The sequence below is a fragment of the Gemmatimonas sp. genome, assembly GCF_041689975.1.
Taxonomy (GTDB): domain Bacteria; phylum Gemmatimonadota; class Gemmatimonadetes; order Gemmatimonadales; family Gemmatimonadaceae; genus Gemmatimonas.
The window spans coordinates 1-12,054 of sequence record NZ_JBDNFF010000155.1; the positions used below are offsets into that span (position 1 = coordinate 1).

Here is a 12,054-nt window from a genome sequence, read left to right on the forward strand (position 1 = left end):
CCTTCGCGGCGCTGAAAGCGCGCCGTGCCTTCGCCGATGAGTGTGAGCGCGAGATGCGCGAGCGGCGCGAGATCGCCGCTCGCGCCGACGCTGCCCTGCTCCGGCACGACGGGCCACACACCGGCATTCAGCATCTCCAACAACGATTCCACGACAATCGGACGCGCACCAGCGTACGCCGTGGCGAGCACGTTCGCGCGCAGCAACATCATCGCGCGCACCTCGCGTTCGGGGAGCGGATCACCGACGCCGGCCGCATGACTCCGTACCAGATTGCGCTGGAGTGCCGCGAGTTGATCGCCGGCGATCGTGACTTCGGACAGCTTACCGAAACCCGTGTTGATGCCGTACACCGGCTCCGCGCGCGCCACCGCGCGATCGACAACGTCACGTGTGACCTGCATGCGCGACCGCGCCTCCGGTGCCAGACCGACCGAACGTGTGCCGTCGGCCACCGCCAGCACGTCGGCGATCTGCAATGAACGTCCATCTAGGAACAGCATCGTGTCCTCGCGCCGTAGCGGTCGCACCACCGGATCAGCGTCCACCGGACGACCGGAACGTTTGGCGGTCATAATTGAACTTGAGCTCCGGCTGCGCCTTCAACGCAATGAAAAAATTGAACGCGAACGTTCCGGTCGGCGTCTGCGAGAATGCGAAGACGGCATTCCAGTCATGCAGTTGGCGTTGCAGGCCCACTTGCTGGCTCGCAAACCGGGCACGCTCCACGTCGTACTGCGTGCTCCACTGCGCTGACCAGTTCTGCGTGATGTCGAAGGACATCGTCGCCGTCACGTTCTGCGTGCCCGGCTGAATGAACACCGGAGCACCGATGGCGCTCTGCCCCGACGTGAGACCGGTTGCCTGCGCGCTCTGGGCGTTGATCAAACATTGATCGTAGACGAAGAGGCCAAGCGCGCGTTGCGGCTCACAGAAGACCGCCGGATCGTTCACGATCTGTGTGCCGCCACGGGGGCGACGTTGACGCGCCGCGTTGTACTGCAGATTCAGATTCCATCCGGCACCCGCCGGCAGCGACGCCTGCATGCCACGCATGTTGCCACCACCGGCGGCGTTCATCTGTCGAGTCTGCTGGGCGACGTTCTGGTCGGCCGCATCGCGCGGCGCATTCGTACTGTCGATCGCTTCGAGCGGAGTAGACATACCGAGCAGGCGACCGAACAGGGCAAAAATTCCCGATTTGCCGTTCAGCGAAAACGTGACGCCGAAATCCGTGCGATACGGACTGAAGGTGGCGGTATCCGACGCCGGATCACCCTGGAAGAGATCGTACGACGTGCGGAAGTCGAGCCCGGGCAACAGGTCTGTACGGCCGGAGATCGTGAACATCCTGTCGGTGAATCCATTGCCCGTGGAGTCGGCACGGATGAAATCGTACGATAACGAAGAAAAATTCAGCGCCAGTAGATTGATCTTCTTGCCCGACTCCGACTCCGGCGTCGAATCCGCATCCGACTTGAGCTTCGCCTCGAGGTTGGTCGACAGACTGAGCGCGACGCGATTCTGGGCGAGCGCGGAGAGATAGCCGACACGCGTACGCCCCAGCGCCTGCAGATACTCGTCGCTCACGTTGGCATTCGGCGAGTAGCTGTAACTGATACCTGGCGTGATCGAGTGGCGAAGCTTCGCCACCGGTCCGATTCCGGGCAGCATCGCGTACAGCGTCGGTGAGGCCGAGAGTGCGTAGCTCAAGCGCTTCGACTGCTGCACCCACTTGCCGCCGCTCCGTTCGGTGCGAACGAAAAACCCCGACGCGCCGTCCACGTTGTTCACTGAAATCGACGGCGACACGTTCCACGTGCCCTGAAAGAAGCGCGGCAATCCGAACGACGTGACCCAGTCGAAGTTCGACTCGTAGGTCTTCGCGAAAACGCGCGTGGAACGAATCGACGTGTCGCGCACGCCGATGATTTCGCGCTGCTCCGGAAAATCGCGATACTGATCGGACAAGCTGAACGAGTTGTTCCAGAGCCAATCGCCGATCTTGATCGGCGTCTCGAATCCCAACTGCATGTTCCGACGGCTCGCGTTGAAGCGGGCACTATCGATACCACCGCCTGGGCGGATGTTGTACACGAACGGGAACTGCAAGCCCTGATCGATGTTGCTCTGTCCCGAGATCGCGAGACGCAACGAGGGCGTCCACGCAATGGGGCCACCGGCGAGCGTTCCCGCCGTGACGTTCAGCGACGGGAAGTCCATGTCGACCTGCGTGCGCCCGGGATACTGCACGCGACTACCGCCCACATTGATCTGCGCCGGACCGACCTTGGTCTGGTAGTTCAACTGCGAGCGGATCGTCGCGTTGGCCGCCGTCGGGTTGACAGTCGTCTGCCGCTGGATCTGCGTGTTTTGCACCCAGTTCAGGCGCGCCGTCAGGCGCGTCTGACGCGAGAAATCCTGATTGTGATTCCACGTCACCGACGTGTTCGTATTGCCGTTGCGCTGCGTCAAATACGACACCGCGGTCTCACCGCTTATGAATCGGTCGAGCCACTTGTAGCGCAGCTCGGTATTGCCACGCAGAAAGCCCGGATCCTGATCGGTACTCCGAGCGCCGGAACGCCAGTCGAACGACGCCTCGGCGTTCATGTAATCGCTGATGGCCAGAAAATAGCCGATATTGGTGATGCTGCGGCGATACGACGGGCTGTTGCGGAACAGTTCGGCGATACCGAAGTTCGGCGTGAGCATGCCGCTACGCCGGCCGCTACGCACATCCTGAAAGAAGAACGGAATCCAGAATACGGGCACTTCGCCGATGTACAGCACGCCCGGTCGCGCCACCATCACGTTCTCGGACACGAACTTCATGTCCTTGGTCGTGAAATGAAAATGCGGCTCGGCGTGATCGCAGTATGTGAACGAGCCGTTCTTGGCGAATACGATGTGCCGTCCACGCACCAGGGAATCAGAAATAATTGTGCCGCGCTCGGCGCTCAGAAACAGACGCTGCCCCGACGTCACCGACGTCGAGAAGGCGCCGGTGACACCTTGCTTGGACTGGAGGTCGTACTCGATACGCCCCTTGGCGATGAAGTCGTCGGCGTCCTGTTGCTGCGGATCACGCAACAACACCGTGTCACCAATGGCGACGACGCGCTTGGTCGAGTCGTTGTAGACGATCGAGTCGCCGACAATCATCGTCTCGTCGCGCTGTACGGCCGACGGCTTGCCCTTGAGGACGAGGACGCGCGACAGCGCATTGAAGAAGACCGTATCGCCTTGGTATTGCACCTTGCGATACCCCTCACGATCAAGGAGCGCGCGCATGAGCGAGTCGGGCGGTATCCAACTGAACACGTCGCGCTCCTTGCTCAACTGCGCCACGCTGTCCTTTCCCTGCGTCGTGCCTGTCGCCGACTTACCGGCAGGCACGGGACGCACGGGGGTGGGCCGCTGGGCAGCGAGCGGCTTCGCGAGCATCATGGAGCCAAGCGCGAGGCTCAGCATCACGCAAACGACCGTACGCCACCGGTCGCGTGCGGGCACCGATCGTCTCACTCGTCCCCGGCAGCGATCCGCCGCTCGCGACGACGGCTGATGAACTTCGAGACGGTGATCGAGACTTCATACAGGAAGTAGAGTGGGATCGTCAACGCGATCAACGACGTCGGGTCGCTGCCCGGCGTGATGAGCGCGGCCGCCACGATGCATCCCAGAAACGCGTGGCGCCTGAACTTCGAGAGGTACTGCGGCTGCACGATGCCCATGGCCGAGAGCAATGCAATCACGATCGGCAGTTCGAAAATGGCACCGAAGGCGAGGCACATGGAGATCACGAAACTGACGTACTGATCGACCGTCTGCATGATCTGCACGGAGCCGCTCTGGAAGCTCATGAAGAATCTGAGCGTCACGGGCAGGACGTAGAAGAACGACAGTGCCATGCCGGCCAGGAAGAGCACCGCGGCGCCGATCAGCGCCGGAATCACGGCCTTTTTTTCATGTCCGTACAGCGCGGGAGACAGAAATCCCCAGAGTTGCCACGACAGAACCGGCGAGGCGGCAATCAACCCCAGCGTGATCGACGCGTCCATCACGATGTCGAAGAGATCGCTCACGTGCGTGACCATCAGCGGCTGCTTCAGATACGGCTGAATCGGCTGCGACAGGAAGGCGATGATGTCGACCTGCTTGGAGTACAACAGCGCGAACGCGACGCCCACGCCGAGAGCGATCGCCACGGCACATTTGAAAAGCCGCCACCGCAGTTCCTCGAGGTGATCGAGAAACGGCATTTCCACACTTTTACTGCTGGACATCAGCGAAGTCGTCCTGGTCGCGCGGTCAGCGCAGCGTCTTGAGTTGTTCGGCCGCGAACTCGGCCTCGTTGCTGCGCGGGTAGCGCGCGATCACCTGCTCGAGCAGCTGCCGCGCCTGCGCGATGTTGTTCTGCTGGATGGCCAGCTGAGCGCGCTTGTACACAGCCGTCGGCGCCCTCTCAGAGCCGGGATACACACTCACCACGGCCGCATACGCCGCATCGGCCGCCGCTGGATTCTTTTCCCTCGCGAACGAGTCGGCGATAAAGAACTGCGCATCGGGCGCGTAGTCGGACGTGGGATAGTTCGTGAGCAGTTCCTGGAAGTAGATACGCGCCGTGGCACTACTGCCACGGGTGAGCTGATCACGCCCGTCGGTGTACAGTTGGTTCGGGCCGGGCACACGGGCGGTCGCGCTGTCGACGGCAGGTGGCGCCGCGGTGCGTCCACTGGTGGGGGGTACCGATGACGGCACCGTGACAGTCGGCGGCGTAACGACCGGAGCCGCGCTGCGCGATTCGATCTCCGAGCGCAACCGGGCGATCGTGGCCTGACTCTGGCCGAGCATCGTTTGGACCTGCAGCAACTGCTCACGGATTGCCCGCATTTCGCCACGCACGTCGCCCTGAATGCTCACGGTGCGCGCGCTGACCTTGGACAACGAGTCACTGGCGACCTGAAGCATCCGCATGGTCTGCGTCAGCGCGTCGCGCTGCTCCAGCTGGTTCTTGAGAATCTCCGAGCGCAGCGACGAGATGTCAGTCTGCACGATCCGCACGTCCCCGCGTGTGGCAAAGCAACCGCCCGTGGTGACGAGCGCCACGAGCGGAACCAGCCGCCACACCCGGGAGCGCAGCGACCGCCGAAGTCCGAGTGCGGCGGCGCTTCTCACTGGGCGCGCAGCTGATCGCCGCCGGCGATGATCTCGAACTCGTCGCGGCGATTGCGCGACCACGCTTCTTCACTCGTGCCCTGCACGGCCGGGCGCTCACGACCGAACGACGCCGTTTCGATGCGCCCAGCATCGATGCCGCGGTCGGTCAGATAACGCTTCGCTGTTTCGGCGCGACGACGACCGAGCGCAATGTTGTATTCGTCGCTGCCGCGCTCGTCGCAATGACCCGCGATGCGAATCTTCACGGCCGTATTCGCGTTCAGCACCGAAATCTTCGCGTCGAGATTCGACTTCGCATCGTCGCGCAGCTCGTCAGCGTCATACTCGAAGTAGATGGTCTCGAGCAGACGCGCGCGCGTGGCCGCCAGCTTGGTGCGATACTCTTCCATCGTATCGCGCGCCGCGGGAGTGGTATTCGTCGGCCGAGTCGGCTGCGGTGCGACAACAGCGGGGGTTTCGGTCTGCGGGGCGACTACCGGCTTCTTGCGGCAGGCACCCAGCACGAGCGTGGCGGAGGCCAGCACCAGGGTCATACGAGACACACGCATCATGTCGGAAAACTCCGGGGGTAGAGTGAAAAAAAGTGGTGGTTACTGCGACAATAACCGCGGGGACCACGCCGACAAACGCGCCTCGGACCCGAAGGTGAGTTGACGCGAGCGTCCGGTTTCGATATCCACGATCCACAACTGGCGCGTCCCGCTGCGCGTCGATGAAAACACGATGTGCCGGGAATCCGGTGCCCACGACGGGTCATCGTTGCGACCGTCGTTGGTTACGAACTTCACGGACTGATCGCGCAAGTTGATGGTCATGATCTGGAAGGTGCCGCCGTTTCGAGACTGAAACGCCACGAGGCGCCCATCGGGAGACCAGTCCGGCCCCGCGCGATAGTCGCGATCGCCGAACGCCGCCGCCGTCAGCAGCTCCACGTTCGTTCCATCCAGATCGCTAATATACACTTCGGGACGCCCTGAGCGGTCGGACATGAAGGCGATTCGCTGACCGTCAGGACTGAAGGTCGGCTGTGTGCTCGCCCGGCCGCGCCCAACCGTGATGCGACGTGGCGCGCCCCCGTCGATCGGCATGGCGTACAGATCCGTGCCCGTGTCCGAGCCCCGTGCATACACCACCGTGCGTCCATCAGGCGAAACCGCCGGCGAGCTGTGCTCGATGCCCGACGACGCGGCCAAGGTGCGCTGCGATCCGGTGCCGAGGTCCGATGTCATGATGGGATTACGCACACCATCCAGCACACTGTACACGAGCCCTCGCCCCCCCGGCAGCCACTGCGGCGACATGCCGCCAGAAGTGGCCGGGGTCACATTTGCGCGATCGCTGTCAACTATCCACACGCGGCCGCCACGCGTAAAGGCAATGCGCGTCTGCGCGATGCCGCGCTGACCCGTGATCCACTCCTCAACCGCATCGGACACACCATGCAGGGTCGAACGCCACGCTGGCGAGAGCGCTGGCGAGGGCAGCGGAAAGTCCTTGCTGTTCAGCACCGCCTTCTTCGATACATCGTGCAACGCGACGCGCACCCAGCCCGACGACAAGAGCGTGGGCTGCACGATGCCGTCCACTCCAAGCTTCGAAAACAGTGCATAATTCGGCGGTCCGTTCACCACTGGAACACTGGACGTCGACACCACGTTGAAACGATCGCTGTAGTCGAAATCCCGCGAGAGGATCGTCGCCACCGAATCGCCGTTGGTACCATTCACCGGCAATACGATCAACGAGGTTTTCTGGCCGGCCACATACCGCGTGCTGAGACTGACGCCGGGCGGCTGCGCCTGCGCCGCGGCGTGCGACGGCACCACAACGTCTCCGGCCAGCATCGCGGCGAGAAACATGGCGGCGGCGCCCGGGCGGACCGGCCGTCCCCGGCGCGGCAACGAGCAGGACGTCATCTGGAGCATGCGGTCAGTTGGGTCGCAGAGCATAGTCAAAGGTGAAGTACACGATCAGCACGTCATCGGACCACCCCTGAGGGAGCGGGCCGAATCCGCGCGTGGAGCCTACCGCTTCGATCGCCCCCATCGCATCGAGATCGTAGATGCGATCACCCGATCCCTTCACGACTTCGATCGCCATCACCGAGCCGTCGCGACGAATGGTAAACTTCACTTCCGACACGAGGGACGCAGAGACGCGACGCGGCGTCCAGTTCAGCGTGAGTTGCCGCACGATATTCTGCAGATACCCGGGATACGGAAACTCGATCCCGCGAATGTTGAGGTTCGCAACATCCGCCCCCTTGCCCCCCTGCGCACCCGCACCGGCCTTCGGCGCCGTGGTCGACTTTGTGGACGTCGGCGATGCGGTTTTGGAGCCCGCCTTCTTCGTGCGCGAGGTCGAGGGCGTCGCCTTGGGCGGCGGCAAGACTTTCTTCGCGTTCGAGGCGGTCGGCACCATTTTCTCTTCCGGGACCCGTTCCGCACCCGCGATATCGGGCGCCTGCGCCGCCGGCTGCGCGGCTGGAGTCACCACGCCGGCCTGACGCGGCCCCGGTGGTGCTCCGACCAGCTCTACGCGATACACGGGTGGACGCGGCGCCGCGGTGCGCGCTCCCCACCACAGCGCGGCCGCCACGAGCGCCACGTGCACCGTCGCCGAGAAGGCGATACCGCGCCCGAGCGTTGTCGGCCTGTTCGCCGCGCGCGACAGACTCACCGCGCGCCGTCCGGTTCAGCGATGAGCCCGACATCCGTGATACCCTTGGCCTTCATCGCGGCGACAATGCGCACAACCGTGCCATAGGGCACCGCTTCATCGGCCCGTAGATACACGCCACCGCCGCCCTTCTTGTCCGAAAGCGCCTTGATGCTGCCGGCGAATTCTTCGAACGACAACCTCGTCTCGTCGATGAAAATCTGGCCGCGACGATCGACCGTGATGACGAGCCCGTTCTTCGGCTCGAGCGGCGCGACGTCGGCCGTGGGCAACGCGATATCCACGCCACCTTGCATGATCGGCGCCGTGATCATGAAGATGATCATGAGCAGCATCATCACGTCGATGAGCGACACGACATTGATCTCGGCGTTGACGCCAGCGCGCTCCCGACGGCGACCGCGACGCATACTCAGATCCGCCCTTCGCGCACCATCAGCGCGATCAGCTCCGAGCCGAATCCTTCGAGCGCGTCATCGAAACGGTTCAAACGCGAGGCGAAGACGTTGTACGCGAATGCCGCCGGAATGGCCACGGCGAGCGCCGCGGCCGTTGCCATCAGCGCGGTGCCGATGCCAGGCGCCACGGCCTGGATGTTTCCGGAGCCTTTCTGTCCGATGCCGATGAACGCTTCGATCACGCCGAGCACGGTGCCGAAAAGGCCGATCAGCGGGCTTACGCTACCGACCGTTGCCAGCCAAGGGATGTACTGTCCGAGCTCTTCACGCGCCTTCGACCCTTCGGCATCGAGCACCAGACGCAACGCCTCGACCTGAGAACCGGAGAGTCGCGCCGTGCGATCGTTCGTCGCGCCGAGCGCTGGTTTCGTGTCGTTCAGGAAGGATACGGCGCGTCCGAATACCGCCGTGAACGCACTCGGCTTGGCCCGCTGCGCGATCAGCAGGGCGTCGTCCATGCCGCGCGCGCGCTCGAACTCGGCCACGAAGGCTCGGCCGTTCGTCTCAGCCATCTTGAACCCGCGCCATTTCGAAAACATGATCGCCCACGAAATCAGCGAAAGCACCACGAGCAGCGCCAACACGCTCTTCGTCACGGGATCGCTGTTGATCAGCATTCCCAGCATGGACGACGGTAACGCCTCTCGCTCGCTCGCCAACTGCAGTGCCGCGAACAGTCCGGCCACCGCCGTCACGCCGGCGTCTCCAGCCGCGCGCGACGATCGGCGAAGAAGCGATACGTGTTCTCGAGTCCATCGCGCAGCGTGACCTTGGGCGTCCAGCCAAGCACTGCCTGGGCCTTCGTGGTGTCCAGCGCGGAGCGCGCGAGCTCGCCGGCGCGCGCCGGCGCATAGTCGATCGGAGCATACGCCGCCGACACCGCGCGCAGCGTTTCCGCGAGCGTGTTCACCGACGTTTCGATCGACGTGCCGATGTTGAACGCGCGGGCATCGAGTCGCCCGCGCGGCGGGAGATCGACCGTCGCGGCGGCGAAGTTTGCAGTGGCGACGTCACCGGCGTAGACGTAATCGCGCGTCTGTTCGCCATCGCCGAACACGGTCAGCGCACGACCGTCGAGCAGGCGATTGCAGAAGATGGCGACCACACCGGCTTCGCCGTGCGGATCCTGACGAGGACCGTACACGTTGCCGTAGCGCAGCGCCACGTTGTCGAGACCATGCACACGCCCGTAGTACGCGAGGTAGTACTCGGTCGACAACTTCGCGATGCCGTACGGTGCTTCGGGATCCTTGCTGTTCGATTCGGCGCTTGGAGGCGGATCGAAATCGCCGTACAGCGCGCCACCCGTCGACGACAGAATAGTGCGCGTAGGATGGCCGCCGGCGCGGACCGCTTCCATGAGGTTGAGCGTGCCGAGGATGTTGCGCGTGGCATCGTACACCGGATCCAGCACGCTGCGGCGCACATCGATCTGCGCGGCGAGATGACACATCACGTCGAACCTGCCGTCGCGGATCAGCGCGGCCGATTCCGGCGTCGTGATATCACCGCGGACAAAGCGTGCCGCTGGCGGGATATTCTCCTCACGTCCACTCGACAGGTCGTCCACGATGGTGACTTCCCATCCTTCGGCCAGAAATCTGTCCGCGACATGGGATCCGATAAACCCTGCACCACCCGTCACCACGACCGTTTTTGCCATGCCGTTCGTTTCCTCGATCCAATGGGGAAATCCGCCGTCGCCTTCGTCTCGTCAGGGCGCCGTTTGAGACGGAACATCCCCCAATGTACACACGCGCCGACGCCCATGGGGCCTCGGCGCATACGAGTGCTCGATCGAAAGCGGGACGAGGCGACGCGGGTCACGTCGCGCGTTGCCTCACATGGTTCGCATCGTCAAGGGGCCTTGGCCGCACGACGGGCCGCAAGGCCAACGCCGATGTCCGACTGATACTGGCGCATGATCACGGCCGTACTGCCCGCCGCCTCGCTCCGCACCACCCTAGCCGTCGCCACCAGCGACTCCTGCGAGGGCTGCGCTTTGGTGCCGCTCCGGTAGATCCCGAATTCGTCGCCGGCTTTCACGCCCTGTGACGTGCCGGCAGCGAGCATCAGGAAGCTCTGTAGCGTGGGCTGCAACTCGTGCGGGTCTATCCACGTGACGCTGGTGTTGACATCTGGTTCGGCGATCTTTGAAGCGATCAGCCAAGGCGCCGACAATCCGGTCGCCGGCAGCAGCCGCTGACCTTGCTCAACCCGGCCCGACTGACGCTTCAGGACCGCGAGGACTGGCTTTCCTGGTTCGATGCGCACGATCTCGATGATGCCCGCCGGAATGGCGATCAGCGACTGCTTGTCGGCGCCGACAGGCGTTGTTATCGCTACGAACCGCTGACCAACCGTGTACGTGACTCCGGCCGGCGGACGCACTTCGATCTGGTCCGTGATGATCGCGCGCTGCGGATACTCGGTTTCGGCACTCGCGAGCGAGCCCACCCGCTTCGTGATCGATCCGGCCTTGGCCAACTCCAACTGCAGCACCACGAACGGCGCCGCATCGAACTCAGCCTGTCGCGGCGCAGGCGTATTGGGACGAAGCACGGCGCGCGTCCGACGCTCCGCTTCGGCGGCATCGGGCATATCGCGATGGAAGACCGTTTCCACTTCGCTGCTCTTTCGCGATGCTTCCTGCGACTCGAGATCGGTCAAACCGATGCGCGTCCCCTTGCGCGACATCGTCAACTCGCTCGCATGCGGAGGCTGGAAGTTGACCCGGGACGTATCCGGCTCGATCAATGGTTTCGCGACGGTGTCGATGGCCGCCACCCTCGCGGCCTTGTCCGACTTCGCAGGGGCACGACCCTTCGTGGCGGCGGCAGCCGTTCCGGCATCCGCGTTGGACTTACTTGCGGTTTGCGCTGAAAGCGAACCGGAGGGACGCGCGGGAGGCGGAGGCGGCAAGGTGCCCTCTCCCGCCTTGGCCAGCGCGACACTGGGCACCGTGGAGTCCGCCGGGGCGGCGGCCACCGCGGCCGCTTTCGCACCACGGAAGGTCGGCGAGGCCGGCACGGTCAACTTCATCCCGACCCGCAATGGTGCCGGACCGGTCGTCGCAATCCGATTGCGCCTTGCGAGCGCTGGCCACTGATGACCATCACCGTAGTACCTCGCCGCAATCCCCCACAGGGTCTCACCGCGACGGACTACATGGCTCGTGGTCGCGGAATCCTTGACCTGATCGATCGTCGAATCGGTGACGGGCACAATCCGACCGTCGGCTTCCTGACCGTGAACGACGGTAGGACGCCAGACGAGCAGAAGAGCGAGCGTCGCCAGGAGCGCCACACAAATACGATGAACCGGATTCAGCACCCGGCTGGATTCGATGGCGGTAGACGACGGCGACTGGTTTGCAGCGCGCATCAGCGGGCCTCACAGTGGAAAGACTACGCGCCCCCACCCGGGGCGCTGGTGGGCCCTCGACTCGCCTGCATGACTGCCTGCGAGGTGCCCACACCGGAGACGCCTGCAATGGACGCGCGTAACGCAGGCCGCATCACGGTAATGGTCAACCGCATCACATTTGCCGCCGCCGGGATTCCCCGACGGCGGCCACCATGAATCGTAGAGCGAATCAGAAGGGCAGATCGTCGTCCTCGTCTTCCAGCGCGCCCGGAAAGTCTCCGAACTCTTCCTTCCCAGCCGACGGTGCCGCTGCCGTCTTCGGACGCGACGGAGGCGCCGCGCGACGCGGCGCGCTCTCCATGTCCTCGCC

At 64.0% G+C, this 12,054-nt stretch carries 11 protein-coding genes; all 11 read right to left on the reverse strand.

The genetic code is table 11. The features are described 5' to 3' along the window. Positions 1 to 575: aromatic amino acid lyase (locus tag ACESNG_RS10215; protein WP_373068844.1), on the reverse strand; the 575-nt coding region annotated here is incomplete at its 3' end. Continuing rightward, complete coding sequence (locus tag ACESNG_RS10220) at positions 538 to 3,474, reverse strand: putative LPS assembly protein LptD (RefSeq protein WP_373061272.1); 2,937 nt, start codon at positions 3,472 to 3,474, stop codon at positions 538 to 540. The genes ACESNG_RS10220 and ACESNG_RS10215, both read right to left, overlap by 38 nt. Before the next feature lie 47 nt (positions 3,475 to 3,521). After that, positions 3,522 to 4,286 carry a twin-arginine translocase subunit TatC gene (gene tatC / locus ACESNG_RS10225; RefSeq protein ID WP_373061274.1) on the reverse strand — a complete coding sequence of 255 codons (765 nt, stop codon included), beginning with the start codon at positions 4,284 to 4,286 and terminating at the stop codon, positions 3,522 to 3,524. Between the two features lie 25 nt (positions 4,287 to 4,311). After that, entirely contained in the window at positions 4,312 to 5,109 is a 798-nt protein-coding gene (locus ACESNG_RS10230) for a tol-pal system YbgF family protein (protein WP_373068846.1), read from the reverse strand. Positions 5,110 to 5,174: 65 nt separating this feature from the next. Next, positions 5,175 to 5,732, reverse strand: a complete 558-nt coding sequence (locus ACESNG_RS10235; RefSeq protein ID WP_373061278.1) for an OmpA family protein — start codon at positions 5,730 to 5,732, stop codon at positions 5,175 to 5,177. A gap of 39 nt (positions 5,733 to 5,771) precedes the next feature. After that, entirely contained in the window at positions 5,772 to 7,106 is a 1,335-nt protein-coding gene (locus ACESNG_RS10240; RefSeq protein ID WP_373061280.1) for a hypothetical protein, read from the reverse strand. A 4-nt stretch (positions 7,107 to 7,110) separates the two neighbouring features. After that, positions 7,111 to 7,860 (reverse strand): TonB C-terminal domain-containing protein, encoded by a 750-nt coding sequence (locus tag ACESNG_RS10245; protein WP_373061282.1) that lies wholly within the window; start codon positions 7,858 to 7,860, stop codon positions 7,111 to 7,113. Then, positions 7,857 to 8,270 carry an ExbD/TolR family protein gene (locus tag ACESNG_RS10250; RefSeq protein ID WP_373068848.1) on the reverse strand — a complete coding sequence of 138 codons (414 nt, stop codon included), beginning with the start codon at positions 8,268 to 8,270 and terminating at the stop codon, positions 7,857 to 7,859. The genes ACESNG_RS10245 and ACESNG_RS10250 overlap by 4 nt, the downstream gene beginning before the upstream one ends. Before the next feature lie 2 nt (positions 8,271 to 8,272). Continuing rightward, positions 8,273 to 9,013: a MotA/TolQ/ExbB proton channel family protein gene (locus tag ACESNG_RS10255; RefSeq protein ID WP_373061286.1), complete on the reverse strand. Its 741-nt coding sequence runs from the start codon at positions 9,011 to 9,013 to the stop codon at positions 8,273 to 8,275. Continuing rightward, positions 9,010 to 9,981, reverse strand: coding sequence for an NAD-dependent epimerase/dehydratase family protein (locus ACESNG_RS10260; protein ID WP_373061288.1), 972 nt, complete (start codon positions 9,979 to 9,981; stop codon positions 9,010 to 9,012). Before ACESNG_RS10260 ends, ACESNG_RS10255 begins: the two co-directional genes overlap by 4 nt. A 194-nt stretch (positions 9,982 to 10,175) precedes the next feature. Next, positions 10,176 to 11,702, reverse strand: coding sequence for a LysM peptidoglycan-binding domain-containing protein (locus tag ACESNG_RS10265; protein WP_373061290.1), 1,527 nt, complete (start codon positions 11,700 to 11,702; stop codon positions 10,176 to 10,178). Positions 11,703 to 12,054 lie beyond the last annotated feature (352 nt).

Excerpts from the sequence above, each read along its gene's own strand:
- ACESNG_RS10220 (WP_373061272.1), bottom strand. The coding sequence starts at position 3,474 with ATGCTGAGCCTCGCGCTTGGCTCCATGATGCTCGCGAAGCCGCTCGCT.
- tatC (WP_373061274.1), bottom strand. The coding sequence starts at position 4,286 with ATGTCCAGCAGTAAAAGTGTGGAAATGCCGTTTCTCGATCACCTCGAG.
- ACESNG_RS10235 (WP_373061278.1), bottom strand. The coding sequence starts at position 5,732 with ATGATGCGTGTGTCTCGTATGACCCTGGTGCTGGCCTCCGCCACGCTC.
- ACESNG_RS10240 (WP_373061280.1), bottom strand. The coding sequence starts at position 7,106 with ATGCTCCAGATGACGTCCTGCTCGTTGCCGCGCCGGGGACGGCCGGTC.
- ACESNG_RS10250 (WP_373068848.1), bottom strand. The coding sequence starts at position 8,270 with ATGCGTCGCGGTCGCCGTCGGGAGCGCGCTGGCGTCAACGCCGAGATC.
- ACESNG_RS10260 (WP_373061288.1), bottom strand. The coding sequence starts at position 9,981 with ATGGCAAAAACGGTCGTGGTGACGGGTGGTGCAGGGTTTATCGGATCC.
- ACESNG_RS10265 (WP_373061290.1), bottom strand. The coding sequence starts at position 11,702 with ATGCGCGCTGCAAACCAGTCGCCGTCGTCTACCGCCATCGAATCCAGC.